Origin of the sequence: Pseudomonas rossensis (genome assembly GCF_039888995.1) — a bacterium.
Taxonomy (GTDB): Bacteria; Pseudomonadota; Gammaproteobacteria; order Pseudomonadales; family Pseudomonadaceae; genus Aquipseudomonas; species Aquipseudomonas rossensis.
The window spans coordinates 1-16,899 of sequence record NZ_JBBWCB010000116.1 but is presented as its reverse complement, the minus strand read 5'-3'; the positions used below and the strand labels follow the sequence as shown (position 1 = coordinate 16,899).

The window sequence follows — 16,899 nt, the reverse complement described above, 5'->3', positions numbered from 1 at the left end:
AACCAGTACCTTGCCGCCCATGTGGCCGCATTTTTTCACGGAAGCCAGTTGGTCTTCGAAGTGAACGCCGGCAGCGCCTGCTTCGATCATGCTCTTCATCAGTTCGTAAGCGTTCAGTACGCCGCCGAAACCGGCTTCGGCGTCCGCCACGATTGGAGCGAAGTAGTCGATGTAGCCTTCGTCACACGGGCCTTTGCCGGCTTTCCACTGGATCTGGTCAGCACGACGGAACGAGTTGTTGATGCGCTTGACCACGGTTGGAACCGAATCCACCGGGTACAGCGACTGGTCCGGGTACATCGATTCGGCGGAGTTGTTGTCCGCAGCGACTTGCCAGCCCGACAGGTAGATCGCCTGGATACCGGCTTTAACTTGTTGTACAGCCTGGCCGCCGGTCAGGGCGCCCATGCAGTTGACGAAATCTTTCTCAGGACGGAAGGACGGCTTGGCGCCCTGGGTCACCAGGTTCCAAAGCTTCTCGGCGCCCAATTTTGCAAAGGTGTGCTCAGGTTGAACCGAGCCACGCAGGCGGACGACGTCAGCAGCGGAGTAAGCGCGTGTCACGCCTTTCCAGCGTGGGTTTTCAGCCCAATCTTTTTCGAGGGCTGCAATTTGCTGTTCGCGTGTCAGTGCCATGGAGATAAACCTCGTCGCGTCTTTTACGGAAAGTTGTTCTGCGGTGGAAAATTCATGCGCTCGCTGACCAGAAGCTTAGATGGTCAAGTCGGATTCGGCGGGGATGGCGACGGGATGAACGATGGGCTCGAGGGGAAGTGAGCAGGTAAGGGCGAACTGGCGAGCGCATTCGGGCGTCGTGGGCCTTGGTGCGAACTTCAGTGTGGAGCCGGGTTACCTAATTACGCTTCCGTCCCTCGGGACAACTTCGTTCCAGTCGGCAACCTCGTCAAACACACCTTGTGGGCGGTACAGACACGAAGCGGCTCGCGGGGTAGATGCGAACGGCGCTTCGAAGGCCCTTGCCAGGACCCCTGATTAGCGGGAGCGAGGCCATCATGCCTTCGCTTTTTTGTATCGTCAAACGTTTTGTAGTGCTTATTTTTAAGCACTACATCTTTGGTCTAATACGACTAATCAGTCAGTTTTCGGTGGTTTAGTCCAAAGTATCGACTTTCACCCGCAGGGTCATGTCGTCACGGCCCTGAGTCGAGTGGCTGCGGGTCTGGCCCTGTTTGTCGGCCTGAGTCTGGCGGTTTACGCCAGCCAGGGTGATCCATTCACCCAGTCGCCCCGTGACAGTTGTGTCGGTACTTTGCACATTCACTACATCGGGACGTTCCTGGCTCACGCGGTCACGATTGGTACTGATCGCCAGGTGAACGATGTCGCCGGTGACGCTGGCGGTGACGTAGAAACCCTGGGTGACGTTGCGGTATTCGGTCTGGCTTCGCAGATCGCCGTAGGAATCGGTCTGAGTGCTGGTGAGCGGGACGCTCTGGCCGACCTGGATCAGTGCCGGCGCCCCTTCGCTGGCCTGGATCTGCTGAATCCCGCCGTCACGGCTGTCGGTGCTGCGGTTGATGATGCGAGTCTGGCTCGGTTTCGCACCGTTTACCGAGTAACCCTGATCCCCCTGAAAGTTGTTTTCGTTGGTGTCGACAGTGATCAGCAGGCGCTTGGGTTGGGTGTCGAGTTGGGCGATAAGGGCTTTAAGTTCGTCGATCTTGCGCTGATCGGCATTGACAATTAGCTGGTTGCCGTAGGAGCTGACCTGGCCATCCTTGCCGATGAAATCCTGGGCCATCGGCAGCATGTCGGCACTGGTGTGGTAGTTCAGTGGCACGATCTCGGTGGCGGCCATGACCGACAAGCTGCAGCTCAGCAGCAGCGTGGTGAGTAGGGTGCGTAGGGACATATCCGTTATCTCCGACATCTTGAAGTGTTGATATTGCCAGTTTGTCGGCCCGGCGTGGGGCAAGTTGAATCGTAGACAGCAAAACGCCCCGGCATCCGAAGGCGGCGGGGCGTTTTGTGGTGTTCTTTGTGGCGAGGGGGCAAGCCCCCTCGCCACAGGGTGTCAGGCCGAGTGCCGTACCATGTCCACATGCGGAATGCCTGCTTCCAGGAATTCCTCACTGACCAGGCTGAAGCCCAGGCGCTCATAGAACGCCGTGGCTTGTACCTGTGCGCTGAGCATCTGCTGCTTGAGCCCGCGCTTTTCGGCTTCACCGATCACCGCTTGCATCAGCGCATCGCCGACTTTCAATCCGCGCCAGTCTTTCAGTACCGATACCCGGCCGACGTGGCCGTCGGGAAGCAGGCGGGCGGTGCCAATCGGAAAGTCGCCTTCGAAGGCCAGAAAATGCACCGCCGTTGCGTCATCAGCATCCCATTCCAGCTCAGGCGGAACGGATTGCTCGGCGATGAACACCGTCTCACGAATGCGCCGGATCTCGGCGTTGTCCTTTTGCCAGTCTGCGACACGTACGTGAATTTTATTCATCAGCAAACCCCAGGCTTCCTTGCTTGATCAGTTCACACAGCAGGCCGCGACCGTCTTCGTCGCTCAGCCAATCGCCGAGATTGTCGACGTGCAGCGCATCCGCGGCGCAAATCATCTTCAGCAGCTCACGCAGTTTGCCTGGCAGGTAACGGCTCTGGCCGCTGGCGAACAGCAGCAGGTCGTCATCGACTTCGGACCAGGCCAGGCGCGCGCTCGGGTTGCGAATCAGTACAGCGCCTTGCTCAAGGCTGGCGAGCAGGTCGTCTTCTTCGATCTCTTCCGGACCCACCACCAGTTCCGGGTAGCGCGGCTCGGTCATGAATTGGCCGAACCAGGTCAGCAGCAGGCGCTCGTCGCTCATGTGCTCGGCGAGCAGGCCTTTCAAGCGATCAAGGGCGTCGTGCTGGATCTGATGTGGATCGGCCGCAGGCAGGGCGTCGGCGTCGGTGTAACGCTCTTCGTCCGGCAGGAACTGGCTGAGAAAATCGGTGAAGTGGGTCAGCACTTCAGCGGCGCTCGGCGCGCGGAAACCGACCGAGTAGGTCAGGCAGTCATCAACGGCAACGCCGCAATGGGCCAGGCGCGGCGGCAGGTAGAGCATGTCGCCCGGTTCCAGAACCCATTCGTCGGTGGCCTCGAAGTCGGCGAGGATGCGCAGGTCGGCGTGTTGCAGCAGCTTGCTCTCGGAATCGCACATCTGGCCGATTTTCCAGTTGCGCTTGCCGTGACCTTGCAGCAGGAATACGTCGTAGTTATCGAAGTGCGGACCGACGCTGCCACCCGGGGCGGCGAAGCTGATCATCACATCGTCGATACGCCAGCTCGGCAGGAAGCGGAAACTCTCCAGCAGCTCGGCGACTTCCGGTACGAATTGGTCGACCGCTTGAACCAGCAGGGTCCAGTCGCGTTCCGGCAGTTTGCTGAATTCGTCTTCGGCGAACGGGCCGCGGCGCAATTCCCAAGGGCGCTCGCCGTGCTCGATCACCAGGCGCGATTCGACTTCTTCTTCCAGCGCCAGGCCGGCCAGTTCGTCGGCGTCGATCGGGCTTTCGAATTCAGGAATCGCCTGACGGATCACCAGGGGTTTTTTCTGCCAGTAGTCGCGCAGGAATTCGCGCGCCGTGATGCCGCCCAGAAGTTGAAGAGGAATGTCAGGATTCATGTGTAACCTATTGAAAAAAAGCACTTTTCAGACGGGAAAAAAAACGCCCGGCGCTGCCGGGCGTCTCAAAAGGATAAAGCGGTCGATCAGATGCGTTTGGCTTGCTCTACAGCGTTGCCGATGTAGTTCGCCGGGGTGAGCAGTTTCAGCTCTGCCTTGGCGGCGGCTGGCATGTCCAGGCCGTCGATGAAAGTTTGCAGTGCTTCAGGGCTGATGCCCTTGCCACGGGTCAACTCTTTCAGTTTTTCGTACGGGTTTTCGATGTTGTAGCGACGCATCACGGTCTGGATTGGCTCGGCCAATACTTCCCAGCACGCATCCAGGTCAGCAGCGATTTTCTGAGCGTTGAGCTCGAGTTTGCTGATGCCTTTGAGGCTGGCTTCGTACGCGATCACGCTGTGGGCGAAGCCGACACCGAGGTTTCGCAGTACGGTGGAGTCGGTCAGGTCGCGCTGCCAGCGGGAGATCGGCAGCTTGCTCGCCAGGTGCTGGAACAGTGCGTTGGCGATGCCCAGGTTGCCTTCGGAGTTCTCGAAGTCGATCGGGTTGACCTTGTGCGGCATGGTCGACGAACCGATTTCGCCAGCGATGGTGCGCTGCTTGAAATAACCCAGGGAGATGTAGCCCCAGATGTCGCGGTCGAAGTCGATCAGGATGGTGTTGAAGCGCGCGATCGCGTCGAACAGCTCGGCGATGTAGTCGTGCGGTTCGATCTGCGTGGTGTACGGGTTGAAGCCCAGGCCCAGCTCGTCTTCGATGAAGGCGCGGGCGTTCTCTTCCCAATCGATCTCAGGGTAGGCCGACAGGTGAGCGTTGTAATTGCCGACAGCGCCGTTGATCTTGCCCAGCAGCGGAACGGCCGCGACTTGAGCGATTTGACGCTCCAGACGGTAAACCACGTTCGCCAGCTCTTTGCCCAGAGTGGTCGGCGAAGCCGGTTGGCCGTGGGTGCGCGACAGCATCGGCACGTCGGCGAATCGGATGGCCAGTTCGCGGATGGCTTCGGCGGTTTGGCGCATCAGCGGCAGCATCACGTCATCACGGCCTTCGCGCAGCATCAGGGCGTGGGACAGGTTGTTGATGTCTTCGCTGGTGCAGGCAAAGTGGATGAATTCGCTGACAGCAGCCAGTTCCGGCAGCTTGGCCGCTTGCTCTTTGAGCAGGTATTCGATGGCTTTGACGTCGTGATTGGTGGTGCGCTCGATCTCTTTGACACGCTCGGCGTGCTCCAGAGCGAAGTTTTCCGCCAGGGTGTTCAGCACAGCGTTGGCTTCGGCGGAGAACGCCGGCACTTCGCTGATACCAGGGTGAGCGGCCAGGCGCTGGAGCCAGCGCACTTCAACCAGAACGCGAGCACGGATCAGGCCGTATTCGCTGAAAATTGGGCGCAGGGCCTGGGTTTTGCCGGCGTAGCGGCCGTCAACAGGGGAAACCGCAGTGAGCGAAGAAAGCTGCATGGGGTGTTCTCGGACAGTCGGGCAACGAAATGGGGCGCGTATCATACATGAAAAAATCCGCCGGTCCGTTGCCAACTGACCAGCGTCTTACGCGTTACAAATTACAAAAGGTCTTGCGGGCGCGGTTCAGCTGCTGCGCATCAGCGGGTAAAGCTCTTTCAGCAACTTGCGACGGCTGATCACCAGCTGCCAGCGATGACCGCCCAACTGCCGCCACAGGCGCGCCGATCGAATACCGGCCAGCAACAGGGCGCGGATTTTCGAAGCGTTGCTCGGTTGTTGCAGGTTGCGCATGTCGCCATGGACCTGAATTCGCTGGCGCAAGGTGCTCAAGGTGTCCTGGTACAGCGCACCGCAGGCCGCAATCACGTTTTCGTGAGCCGGGCCGAAGTGCTCGACCTGGGACTGAATTTGCGGCAAGCGCTTGCCGATCTCATCCAGCATATCGTTGCGCTTGGCCAGTTGACGCTCCAGGCCGAGCATCGCCAGGGCGTAACGCAGCGGTTCGCGCTGAAGGGTGCTCGGGTCGCGTTCAAGGGCGCCGATCAATGCACGGTAACCTTCACGCAGATTGATGTCGTCGCCGCCGTAGACTTCCAGCGTGTCCTTGGGATCACGAATCAGCAGGCTGCCGAGCATGCAGGTCAGGCCGGCTTCGGTGGTCTGGCCGGTCTTGGCGATCTTGTCGACCAGCACGGCGGCGAGGAACACGCCGCCCAGTGCCGTCAGTTGCTCCTGAGTCGGGCTCATTGCTGCTCGCCTTGAGGAGTGCCTTTGCTGGTCCACGGCTCCGCGACTTCGATCACGCCGCCGCCGAGGCAGATTTCACCGTCGTAGAACACCACGGACTGGCCTGGGGTGACCGCGCGTTGCGGGTCATCGAAGGTTGCGCGGTAGCCGGTGGCGGTTTTTTCCAGCGTGCACGGCTGGTCGCTTTGGCGATAGCGGACTTTAGCGGTCAGCCGGCGCGGTTCGCTCAGGTCGATCGGGTTGACCCAATAGATGTCTGAAGCGAGCAGGGCGCGGGAGAACAGATACGGATGGTCATTGCCCTGGCCAACGATCAATTCGTTGTGTTCCAGGTCTTTGATCAGCACGTACCAAGGCTCGTCACTAGCGTCTTTCAAGCCACCAATGCCCAGGCCCTGACGCTGGCCGATGGTGTGATACATCAAGCCGTGGTGACGGCCGATAACTTCACCTTCGGTGGTCTTGATCTCGCCCGGTTGGGCCGGCAGGTACTGCTTGAGGAAGTCGCTGAAACGGCGTTCGCCGATAAAACAGATCCCGGTGGAATCCTTTTTCTTCGCGGTGGCCAGGTCGTGTTTCCCGGCAATCGCGCGTACTTCGGGTTTTTCCAGCTCACCAACCGGGAACAGGGTCTTGGCGATCTGTTCGCCGCCGACGGCGTGCAGGAAGTAGCTCTGGTCCTTGTTCGGGTCCAGGCCCTTGAGCAGTTCGGTGCGGCCATCAATATCACGGCGACGCACGTAGTGACCGGTGGCGATCAGGTCGGCGCCAAGCATCATGGCGTAGTCGAGGAACGCCTTGAACTTGATCTCGCGGTTGCACAGGATGTCCGGGTTCGGCGTGCGACCGGCCTTGTATTCGGCCAGGAAGTGCTCGAACACGTTGTCCCAGTACTCGGCGGCGAAGTTGGCGGTGTGCAGCTTGATGCCAATCTTGTCGCACACGGCCTGGGCGTCCGCCAGGTCATCCATGGCGGTGCAGTATTCCGTTCCATCGTCTTCTTCCCAGTTCTTCATGAACAGGCCTTCCACCTCATAACCCTGCTCGATCAGCAAGAGAGCGGAAACGGAAGAGTCCACGCCGCCGGACATGCCGACAATGACGCGCTTCTTTTGTGTGTCAGAAGGGGCTGGATCACGCATAGGGATTCAATGAGTGTCTTGAAAAAGGACGCGATTCTAACAGGCCGAAGCCCGCAAGGCTAAAGAGAAGGGCGGATCAGTTCGAGGCCGAAGAGTTTGCCGTCCAGATAATCATCAATACAGCGGATGATCAGCTCACTGCGCCAGTTTGCGCGCTGTGCCAGCAGTTCGTCACGCGTCAGCCATTTTGCGCCGACAATGCCGTCGTCCAGCTGATAGTCGGGGTGATGTTTGATCGGTTTTGCGGTGAAACAGACCCGCTGATAAGTCACGCCGTTGCTCGGAGCGGTGTAGAGGTAAATGCCCACCACGCCGGTCGGCTCGACGTCCCAGCCGGTTTCTTCGAGGGTTTCACGCACCGCGGCCTCGATCAGGGTTTCGTCCGGGTCGAGGTGGCCGGCGGGCTGGTTGAGCACCGTTCGTCCGCCCTTGGATTCTTCGACCATCAGGAAGCGGCCGTTGTCTTCGACGATGGTCGCGACGGTGATGTGGGGTAGCCAATCCATGAAAATACCTCGGTCTTGTGTGGTGTGTAGCAGCTGCCGAGCACCGCGAGGCAGCGTTCGGCTGCGAAGCAGTCGCCAATCCAGTCACCGCGGTTTATCTGTAAGACCGAAGTGTCTGGTTTTACGACTGCTTCGCAGCCTCGCGGTGCTCGGCAGCTGCTACAAAGGTAGTGTGTGCCACAAACAGAAACCCCGGCGCAGGGCCGGGGCTTCTTTGCATCCTTACAACCTTAAACCAGCGCAGCGATCGCGGCGTTGAAGGTGTTGCTTGGGCGCATGGCCTTGCTGATTAGCTCGGCATTGGCGTGGTAGTAACCGCCGATGTCCACTGGCTTGCCCTGAACGGCGTTGAGCTCGGCAACGATGGTTGCTTCGTTCTCGGTCAGGGTCTTGGCCAGCTGGCCGAACTGCGCTTGCAGTGCAGCGTCTTCAGTCTGTGCAGCCAGGGCTTGAGCCCAGTACAGCGCCAGGTAGAAGTGGCTGCCGCGGTTGTCGATGTTGCCGACTTTACGCGATGGCGACTTGTTGTTGTCCAGGAACTGGCCCGTGGCTTGATCCAGGGTCTTGGCCAGCACCAGCGCTTTAGGGTTGTTGTAGGTAACACCCAGGTGCTCGAGGGAAGCGGCCAGGGCCAGGAACTCGCCCAGGGAATCCCAGCGCAGGAAGTTCTCTTCCAGCAGCTGCTGAACGTGCTTCGGTGCCGAACCGCCGGCGCCGGTTTCGAACAGACCGCCGCCGTTCATCAGCGGAACGATCGACAGCATCTTGGCGCTGGTGCCCAGTTCCATGATCGGGAACAGGTCAGTCAGGTAGTCGCGCAGTACGTTGCCGGTCACCGAGATGGTGTCCTTGCCTTCGCGGGTGCGACCCAGAGTGAAGGCCATCGCGTCGACGGGCGACATGATGCGGATGTCCAGGCCGGAGGTGTCGTGATCCTTCAGGTAAGCCTGAACCTTCTCGATTACAACGCCGTCGTGGGCGCGCATTGGGTCCAGCCAGAAGATCGCTGGAGTTGCGCTTGCGCGGGCACGATTGACGGCCAGTTTGACCCAATCCTGGATCGGCGCGTCTTTGGTCTGGCACATGCGGAAGATGTCGCCGGCTTCAACCGACTGTTCCAGCAGAGCGCGGCCAGCGCCATCGGAAACCCGAACTACGCCGTTGGCCTTGATCTGGAAAGTCTTGTCGTGCGAGCCGTACTCTTCGGCTTTTTTCGCCATCAGGCCAACGTTTGGCACGCTGCCCATGGTGGTTGGATCGAATGCGCCGTGCAGCTTGCAGTCTTCGATTACCGCCTGGTAGATGGTGGCGTAGCAGCGATCCGGGATCACAGCCTTGGTGTAGTGCAGCTGACCGTCAGTGCCCCACATTTTGCCGGAGTCACGGATCATCGCCGGCATCGAGGCGTCGACGATAACGTCGCTCGGCACGTGCAGGTTGGTGATGCCTTTGTCGGAGTTGACCATGGCCAACGACGGACGATCGGCGTAGACCGCCTGGATGTCCGCTTCGATCTGCGCTTGTTGCTCGGCCGGCAGGGCTTTGATGCGAGCGTACAGGTCGCCGATGCCGTTGTTCAGGTTGAAGCCGATCTGTGCCAGCACGTCAGCGTGTTTGGCCAGTGCGTCTTTATAGAACTCGGCAACGATCTGGCCGAACATGATCGGGTCGGAGACCTTCATCATGGTGGCTTTCAAGTGAACCGACAGCAGCACGCCTTTTTGCTTGGCGTCTTCGATCTCGGCAGCGATGAAGCTGCGCAGAGCGTTTTTGCTCATGACCGCGCAATCGAGGATCTCACCGGCTTGTACGGTGGTTTTTTCTTTCAGGACGGTGGTGGTGCCGTCTTGAGCGATCAGTTCGATTTTGACGGCGTCAGCGGCGTCGATCAGGGCAGCTTTTTCACTGCCGTAGAAATCGCCGGTGCTCATGTGCGCGACGTGGGACTTGGAGTCCGCAGCCCAGGCGCCCATTTTGTGCGGGTGCTTGCGCGCGTAGTTCTTGACCGACAGCGGTGCACGACGATCGGAGTTGCCTTCGCGCAGTACCGGGTTCACGGCGCTGCCCTTGATCTTGTCGTAACGCGACTTGGCGAGCTTGTCGGCGTCGCTGGTCACGGTTTCCGGGTAGTCAGGCAGTGCGAAGCCCTGGGCTTGCAGTTCCTTGATCGCGGCTTGCAGTTGCGGAACCGAGGCGCTGATGTTCGGCAGCTTGATGATGTTGGCTTCAGGCGTAACGGCCAGGTCGCCCAGTTCGGCGAGGTGGTCGGCTACGGCTTTGTCACTCAGTTGCTCGGGGAAGCTGGCCAGGATGCGCCCTGCAAGAGAGATATCGCGGGTTTCCACGGCGATATCAGCGGAGGCGGTGAAGGCCTCTACGATAGGCAACAGTGAATAGGTGGCGAGGGCGGGAGCTTCGTCGGTGAAGGTATAGATGATCTTCGAGCGGGTGGGCATATTCGGATTAACTCTCTCTTCTTTGCTAAAGCGTGCGCAGAAAAACTCGAGGGGCGCCGGGTAAGCGCGTTCGTTCAAAGTCATCCATGAGCCGAATGTCGAGATTTCTTCGCGGTGATGTTGGGTGCATCAGTCGAGCGTCAAGCGAGTGGACTGCGGTAACAGTCCGGCTTTTTCGGGCCGAGGGTCTCGTCATAGAGCGGTCGGCCGTCGTGACTCTGTGGTCAGCGGGCGGCATTATACATAGGTAGCTGGCAATCTGCCGATGGTTCATAGGTAACGATTATCGTCCATTGGTCTAAAGGTCGCAGGGGCGAGTGGGGCGTAGAGTCTTGCACCGTGCTTGAGTTTGGCGCTTTTCCCTTTGCTTTCAGGCTTGTACGTCGCGAACTGTGCAGCTTTGCGGCAGATGGTTGGAACATAGGGTTTGCGTGCCGATTTAACTGGGGTACGCTCGAACGAAGCCAGATGTTCAATCCAAACAATGGAGTTCAGCATGGGATACAAGAAGATTCAGGTTCCAGCAGTCGGCGACAAAATCACCGTCAACGCGGACCATTCTCTCAATGTTCCTAACAACCCGATCATCCCCTTCATCGAAGGTGATGGTATTGGCGTTGATATCAGCCCGGTCATGATCAAGGTTGTCGATGCTGCTGTTAAGAAGGCTTACGGCGGCGAGCGCAAAATTTCCTGGATGGAAGTCTACGCCGGGGAGAAAGCGACTCAGGTTTACGATCAGGACACCTGGCTACCCCAGGAAACCCTGGACGCAGTTAAAGATTACGTGGTTTCCATCAAGGGCCCTCTGACCACCCCGGTCGGTGGCGGCATCCGTTCCCTGAACGTGGCCCTGCGTCAGCAACTCGACCTTTATGTCTGCCTGCGCCCTGTGCGTTGGTTCGAAGGCGTGCCTAGCCCGGTCAAGAAGCCAGGTGACGTCGACATGACGATCTTCCGTGAGAACTCGGAAGACATCTACGCCGGTATCGAGTGGAAAGCCGGTTCGCCGGAAGCGACCAAGGTCATCAAGTTCCTTAAAGATGAAATGGGCGTCACCAAGATCCGTTTCGACGAAAACTGCGGTATCGGCATCAAGCCGGTTTCGCTGCAAGGCACCAAGCGTCTGGCGCGAAAAGCTCTGCAGTATGTGGTCGACAACGACCGCGACTCGCTGACCATCGTGCACAAAGGCAACATCATGAAGTTCACCGAAGGTGCCTTCAAGGAGTGGGCCTACGAAGTGGCAGCTGAAGAATTCGGCGCGACCCTGCTCGATGGCGGTCCGTGGATGCAGTTCAAAAACCCGAAAACCGGAAAGAACGTTATCGTCAAGGATGCCATCGCCGACGCCATGCTCCAGCAGATCCTGCTGCGCCCGGCCGAATACGATGTGATCGCGACCCTGAACCTGAACGGCGACTACCTCTCCGACGCCCTGGCAGCGGAAGTGGGGGGTATCGGTATCGCACCGGGTGCGAACCTGTCTGACACCATTGCGATGTTCGAAGCGACCCACGGTACTGCGCCGAAGTACGCTGGCAAGGACCAGGTCAACCCGGGTTCCCTGATTCTGTCCGCAGAGATGATGCTGCGCCACATGGGCTGGACCGAAGCGGCTGATCTGATCATCAAGGGCACCAACGGCGCGATTTCGGCCAAGACCGTGACCTACGACTTCGAACGTCTGATGGAAGGCGCGAAACTGCTGTCTTCGTCCGCGTTCGGTGATGCGCTGATTTCGCATATGTAAGCGAATAGGCATTAAAAAACCGCCTTCGGGCGGTTTTTTTATGACTGGATGACGGGTTGCGTCAGCTCGACACTGTTTCCTGTTGGGTGGTAGGTGCGGTCTGTTCCTTCTCGATAGCAGCAGACGTAATCTTCACTGCATGCAACCCTTTGGGTCCCTGGATGATCTCGAAATTTACAGCTTGCCCGGCTTTGAGAGTCTTGTACCCGTCCATCTCAATGGCCGAATAGTGGGCAAAGAAATCAATTAGATGACCGTCTTCATCACGGCCTTCTCTGGCATCGGTGTTAATGAAACCGAACCCCTTGGCATTGTTGAACCATTTCACCTTACCGACTGACATACCCATATCCCTCTGCAACAGACTCCATCACTGGAGTATCATCCAGTTCATCCGCAGTCATTTCCTGGAAATAAGATTGACTCCGCGGACCTTTTTTACCCACTGTGGGCTCTATTGGTTGTAACACCGTTTTCCCGATAGTCAAGGTGACCGGGCAGTCGGAGTTGAAATCGACGATGGCCGCCCCCACCACTGTATTCGCACAACTGACGAACCTTTCTTTCCATGCATGCAATCAGCCAGATTCGACTAACATTCAATCAGGATCGCCCTGATTCACACGACGACGATTCCGCAGGCATTGCTGTTCAGGAGGCAAAGCCTGCTTTACAGGCGCCGCCGATGTACAAGGTGGTTTTGTTTAATGATGACTACACACCGATGGATTTCGTCGTCGAAGTGCTCGAGGTGTTTTTTAACCTGAATCGCGAGCTGGCGACCAAGGTCATGCTGGCCGTCCACACAGAAGGACGGGCAGTATGTGGAGTGTTTACCCGCGACATCGCCGAGACTAAGGCCATGCAGGTCAACCAGTACGCCAGGGAAAGCCAGCATCCGCTACTCTGTGAAATCGAGAAGGACGGTTAATCGCCGACCACTTGGGTATGAGGTGAAGCTATGTTAAACCGCGAGCTCGAAGTCACCCTCAATCTTGCCTTCAAGGAGGCCCGTTCGAAGCGTCATGAATTCATGACCGTCGAGCACCTCCTGCTGGCCCTATTGGACAATGAGGCTGCCGCCACCGTTTTGCGTGCCTGCGGCGCAAACCTCGACAAACTCAAGCACGATCTGCAGGAGTTCATCGACTCCACCACGCCATTGATCCCCGTTCATGACGAGGATCGTGAGACCCAGCCAACCCTGGGCTTCCAGCGTGTTCTGCAACGTGCTGTCTTTCACGTACAGAGCTCGGGCAAACGCGAAGTGACTGGCGCCAACGTACTGGTCGCGATCTTCAGTGAGCAAGAGAGTCAGGCAGTGTTCCTGCTAAAACAGCAGAGCGTTGCGCGCATTGATGTCGTCAATTACATCGCTCATGGCATTTCCAAAGTGCCGGGGCATGGCGATCACTCTGAAGGTGAGCAAGATATGCAGGACGACGAGGGCGGTGAGTCTTCTTCTTCAAGCAATCCTCTGGATGCTTATGCCAGCAACCTCAACGAGCTCGCGCGCCAGGGTCGTATCGATCCATTGGTAGGCCGTGAGCTGGAAGTCGAGCGTGTCGCGCAGATCCTGGCGCGTCGTCGCAAAAACAATCCGTTGCTGGTGGGTGAGGCGGGCGTGGGTAAAACCGCGATTGCCGAAGGCCTGGCCAAGCGCATTGTCGACAACCAGGTGCCGGACTTGCTGGCCAACAGCGTGGTGTATTCCCTCGATCTGGGGGCCTTGCTGGCCGGGACAAAATACCGCGGCGATTTCGAGAAGCGCTTCAAGGCGTTGCTCAATGAGCTGAAAAAACGTCCGCAGGCGATCCTGTTCATCGACGAAATCCACACCATTATCGGTGCGGGTGCCGCGTCGGGTGGCGTCATGGACGCCTCGAACCTGCTCAAGCCGCTGTTGTCGTCGGGTGATATCCGCTGCATCGGCTCGACCACGTTCCAGGAATTCCGCGGGATCTTCGAGAAGGACCGTGCTTTGGCCCGGCGCTTCCAGAAGGTCGACGTGTCGGAACCTTCGGTGGAAGACACCATTGGCATCCTGCGCGGTCTGAAAGGGCGTTTCGAAGCGCACCACGGCATTGAATACAGTGATGAAGCCCTGCGTGCAGCGGCTGAGCTGGCCTCGCGCTACATCAATGACCGGCACATGCCGGACAAGGCCATCGACGTCATCGACGAGGCGGGTGCCTACCAGCGCCTGCAACCGATCGAGAAGCGCGTGAAACGCATCGAAGTACCTCAGGTCGAGGACATCGTTGCGAAAATCGCGCGGATTCCGCCTAAGCACGTCAACAGCTCCGACAGAGAGCTGCTGCGTAACCTTGAGCGTGACCTGAAGCTAACGGTATTTGGCCAGGATGCCGCGATCGACTCGCTGTCGACCGCGATCAAACTGTCCCGTGCCGGCCTCAAGTCGCCTGACAAGCCCGTCGGTTCGTTCCTGTTCGCAGGGCCTACCGGTGTCGGTAAAACCGAAGCGGCGCGTCAGCTGGCCAAGGCGTTGGGGATCGAGCTGGTTCGCTTCGACATGTCCGAGTACATGGAACGCCACACCGTATCGCGTCTGATCGGTGCACCTCCAGGCTATGTCGGGTTCGATCAGGGCGGTCTGCTCACCGAAGCCATCACCAAGCAACCTCACTGCGTGCTGTTGCTCGATGAAATCGAGAAGGCGCATCCGGAAGTCTTTAACCTGCTGCTGCAGGTCATGGACCACGGTACGCTCACCGATAACAACGGGCGAAAAGCGGATTTCCGAAACGTGATCGTCATCATGACGACCAACGCCGGTGCCGAAACGGCCGCTCGCGCTTCGATCGGTTTCACCCATCAGGACCACTCGTCCGATGCGATGGAAGTGATCAAGAAGAGCTTCACGCCAGAGTTTCGCAACCGTCTTGACACCATTATCCAGTTTGGTCGCCTCAGCCATGAGGTCATCAAAAGTGTGGTGGACAAGTTCCTTACCGAGCTTCAGGCGCAGCTGGAAGACAAGCGTGTGCAGCTGGAAGTGACGGACGCGGCGCGCAGCTGGCTGGCAGCGGGTGGCTACGACACGGCAATGGGTGCTCGACCAATGGCGCGTTTGATTCAGGACAAGATCAAGCGTCCGCTGGCGGAAGAGATCCTCTTTGGCGAACTGGCCGACCATGGTGGTGTGGTTCACATCGATCTCAAGGACGGCGAGCTGACCTTCGACTTCGAGACCACGGCTGAAATGGCCTGACAGTTATCGCAAGAAAGCAAAAGGCGCCGAAAGGCGCCTTTTGCTTTCTGCTGAATTTTGAAAGCTTGGCACATCCCCTGTGGGAGCGAGCAAGCTCGCTCCCACAGGGGATGGTGTTGATCCATCAAATCGCAGACAAACAAAAACGCCCGGCATAAACCGGGCGTTTTGTATTGACTTGATTAGCGAGCGCGGTAAGTGATGCGCCCTTTGCTCAAGTCATAGGGCGTCAGCTCGACGCGCACTTTGTCACCGGTAAGAATACGGATGTAGTTCTTGCGCATCTTGCCGGAGATATGCGCGGTTACGACGTGCCCATTTTCCAACTCCACACGAAACATGGTGTTGGGCAGGGTGTCGACGACAGTGCCTTCCATTTCGAAGCTGTCTTCTTTCGACATGCAGTAAAGCCCTCGGTGTCCAATGAATGGCCCGGTGCAACTGCGCCAGGCAAAAGCGGCGTGCATTGTGCCCGAAAAATGGGGTTTAAGCCAAGGGGTTTACGGCTTGCTCTAGTTCAGGATGACCCAGCGCTGATTAATCAGCAGTTCGATAGGGCGATATTGAGTCTTGTAACTCATCTTTTTGCAGTTTTTGATCCAATAGCCCAGATAGACGGCTTCCAGCCCCAGACGCTGAGCCTCGGCGATTTGCCAGAGAATCGCATAACGCCCCAGGCTGCGGCGTTCTTCAGCCGGCTCGTAGAAGGTGTAGACCGCCGACAGACCGTTCGGCAGCAAGTCGGTGACGGCCACCGCCACCAGTCGTCCTTCGAGACGGAATTCGTAGAATCGGGAAAACGGCAGGTCACGTACCAGGAACGTCGCAAACTGATCGCGACTCGGCGGGTACATATCGCCATCGGCGTGACGCTGTTCGATATACCGCTGATAAAGGTCGAAATACTCTTCGCTGAATAGCGGCCTGGCAGGGCGCACCTGCAGGTCGACGTTGCGTTTGAAGATGCGTTTCTGCTGGCGGTTGGGCGAAAATTGCGCCACAGGGATGCGCGCCGGTACGCACGCATTGCAATTCTGGCAATGAGGCCGGTAAAGATGATCGCCGCTACGACGGAAACCCATTTCAGACAGGTCTGCATAGACATGCACATCCATGGGCTGACTAGGGTCGAGGAACAAGGTCGTGGCCTGCTCCTCGGGCAGATAACTGCAAGAGTGGGGCTGAGTGGCATAGAACTTCAAACGCGCCAACTCGGTCATGATCAACCCTCGGGATAAGCTTTTGATTAAGTGTAAGCCACTCGCGTAAAAGTCGCTCAGCAAACCCAGGCGGCGCTGTCCGGCTGATCCAGATGCTGCGCAAGGTAGTCGGCAAACTCGCTGCGAGGAATCGCTCGGGCGCCGAGGCTGTGCAGATGGTCGGTCGGCATCTGGCAGTCGATCAGCACAAAGCCTGAGTCTTTCAGATGTCGGACCAGTGTGGCAAAGCCATACTTCGAGGCGTTGTCGGCGCGGCTGAACATGGACTCGCCGAAAAACAGCTGACCCATCGCCAGGCCATAGAGCCCGCCGACCAGTTCGTCCTGGTCCCAGACTTCCACCGAATGGGCGTAGCCACGCCTGTGCAGCTCGAGGTAGGCGTTCTGCATGGCTTCTGTGATCCAGGTGCCGTCGGCGTAATCCCGAGGCGCGGCGCAAGCGCGGATGACCGCGGCAAAATCCTGATCAAAGGTCACTTGATAGCGTTGCTGGCGCAGCAGTTTGTTCAGGCTGCGGGAGACATGCAGTTCGTCGGGAAACAGTACGGTGCGCGGATCCGGCGACCACCAGAGAATCGGCTGGCCTTCCGAGAACCACGGAAAACAGCCGTGGCGATAGGCCTGAATCAGACGATCGGCGGACAGGTCCCCGCCCGCGGCCAACAGCCCGTTGGGATCGCGCATGGCTTTTTCCAGGGGCGGGAAGGTCAGGGTATTGCGTTGTAACCAAGTCAGCATGGCATCCGGGCTTGCAGAAGGGG

The 16,899-nt window shown here is 58.4% G+C and carries 16 protein-coding genes; 3 read left to right on the top strand and 13 right to left on the bottom strand.

Annotation, left to right across the window (positions count from 1 at the left end):
* The 9 genes from aceA to WLY71_RS23715 form a co-directional block, all read right to left on the bottom strand.
* On the bottom strand, positions 1–636 hold a 636-nt coding region (gene aceA, locus WLY71_RS23755), incomplete at its 3' end, for an isocitrate lyase (RefSeq protein WP_347805486.1).
* A gap of 475 nt (positions 637–1,111) precedes the next feature.
* A complete protein-coding gene (locus tag WLY71_RS23750; protein WP_347805485.1) occupies positions 1,112–1,873 on the bottom strand; it encodes a secretin N-terminal domain-containing protein in 762 nt (253 codons plus the stop codon).
* Positions 1,874–2,035: 162 nt separating this feature from the next.
* Positions 2,036–2,461 (bottom strand): GNAT family N-acetyltransferase, encoded by a 426-nt coding sequence (locus WLY71_RS23745; RefSeq protein ID WP_017339601.1) that lies wholly within the window; start codon positions 2,459–2,461, stop codon positions 2,036–2,038.
* On the bottom strand, positions 2,454–3,623 hold the full coding sequence (locus tag WLY71_RS23740; RefSeq protein ID WP_347805484.1) for a ribosomal protein uL16 3-hydroxylase: 1,170 nt from the start codon (positions 3,621–3,623) through the stop codon (positions 2,454–2,456). Before WLY71_RS23740 ends, WLY71_RS23745 begins: the two co-directional genes overlap by 8 nt.
* A gap of 86 nt (positions 3,624–3,709) precedes the next feature.
* On the bottom strand, positions 3,710–5,080 hold the full coding sequence (gene purB / locus WLY71_RS23735; protein WP_027925117.1) for an adenylosuccinate lyase: 1,371 nt from the start codon (positions 5,078–5,080) through the stop codon (positions 3,710–3,712).
* Between the two features lie 126 nt (positions 5,081–5,206).
* Positions 5,207–5,830 (bottom strand): high frequency lysogenization protein HflD, encoded by a 624-nt coding sequence (hflD, locus tag WLY71_RS23730; protein ID WP_347805483.1) that lies wholly within the window; start codon positions 5,828–5,830, stop codon positions 5,207–5,209.
* On the bottom strand, positions 5,827–6,972 hold the full coding sequence (mnmA, locus tag WLY71_RS23725) for a tRNA 2-thiouridine(34) synthase MnmA (RefSeq protein ID WP_347805482.1): 1,146 nt from the start codon (positions 6,970–6,972) through the stop codon (positions 5,827–5,829). Before mnmA ends, hflD begins: the two co-directional genes overlap by 4 nt.
* Before the next feature lie 59 nt (positions 6,973–7,031).
* The gene (locus tag WLY71_RS23720) at positions 7,032–7,478 is read right to left on the bottom strand and encodes an NUDIX hydrolase (RefSeq protein WP_347805481.1); all 447 of its coding nucleotides are present in this window, start codon (positions 7,476–7,478) and stop codon (positions 7,032–7,034) included.
* A 230-nt stretch (positions 7,479–7,708) separates the two neighbouring features.
* The gene (locus tag WLY71_RS23715; RefSeq protein ID WP_347805480.1) at positions 7,709–9,934 is read right to left on the bottom strand and encodes an NADP-dependent isocitrate dehydrogenase; all 2,226 of its coding nucleotides are present in this window, start codon (positions 9,932–9,934) and stop codon (positions 7,709–7,711) included.
* Positions 9,935–10,430: 496 nt separating this feature from the next.
* Between WLY71_RS23715 and icd the strand changes: the two genes are divergently transcribed.
* Entirely contained in the window at positions 10,431–11,687 is a 1,257-nt protein-coding gene (icd, locus tag WLY71_RS23710) for an NADP-dependent isocitrate dehydrogenase (protein ID WP_008146904.1), read from the top strand.
* 61 nt (positions 11,688–11,748) lie between these two features.
* On the opposite strand, the gene WLY71_RS23705 is transcribed toward icd, so the two are convergent.
* Positions 11,749–12,030, bottom strand: a complete 282-nt coding sequence (locus WLY71_RS23705; RefSeq protein WP_347805479.1) for a cold shock domain-containing protein — start codon at positions 12,028–12,030, stop codon at positions 11,749–11,751.
* 225 nt (positions 12,031–12,255) lie between these two features.
* Between WLY71_RS23705 and clpS the strand changes: the two genes are divergently transcribed.
* Both clpS and clpA read left to right on the top strand, forming a co-directional pair.
* Positions 12,256–12,618, top strand: a complete 363-nt coding sequence (clpS, locus tag WLY71_RS23700; RefSeq protein WP_046032480.1) for an ATP-dependent Clp protease adapter ClpS — start codon at positions 12,256–12,258, stop codon at positions 12,616–12,618.
* 30 nt (positions 12,619–12,648) lie between these two features.
* Complete coding sequence (gene clpA / locus WLY71_RS23695) at positions 12,649–14,919, top strand: ATP-dependent Clp protease ATP-binding subunit ClpA (protein WP_347805478.1); 2,271 nt, start codon at positions 12,649–12,651, stop codon at positions 14,917–14,919.
* Positions 14,920–15,101: 182 nt separating this feature from the next.
* On the opposite strand, the gene infA is transcribed toward clpA, so the two are convergent.
* The 3 genes from infA to aat form a co-directional block, all read right to left on the bottom strand.
* The gene (gene infA, locus WLY71_RS23690; RefSeq protein WP_002553999.1) at positions 15,102–15,320 is read right to left on the bottom strand and encodes a translation initiation factor IF-1; all 219 of its coding nucleotides are present in this window, start codon (positions 15,318–15,320) and stop codon (positions 15,102–15,104) included.
* 111 nt (positions 15,321–15,431) lie between these two features.
* On the bottom strand, positions 15,432–16,139 hold the full coding sequence (locus WLY71_RS23685; RefSeq protein ID WP_347805477.1) for an arginyltransferase: 708 nt from the start codon (positions 16,137–16,139) through the stop codon (positions 15,432–15,434).
* Between the two features lie 56 nt (positions 16,140–16,195).
* Positions 16,196–16,876, bottom strand: coding sequence for a leucyl/phenylalanyl-tRNA--protein transferase (aat, locus tag WLY71_RS23680; RefSeq protein WP_347805487.1), 681 nt, complete (start codon positions 16,874–16,876; stop codon positions 16,196–16,198).
* Positions 16,877–16,899: the final 23 nt, after the last annotated feature.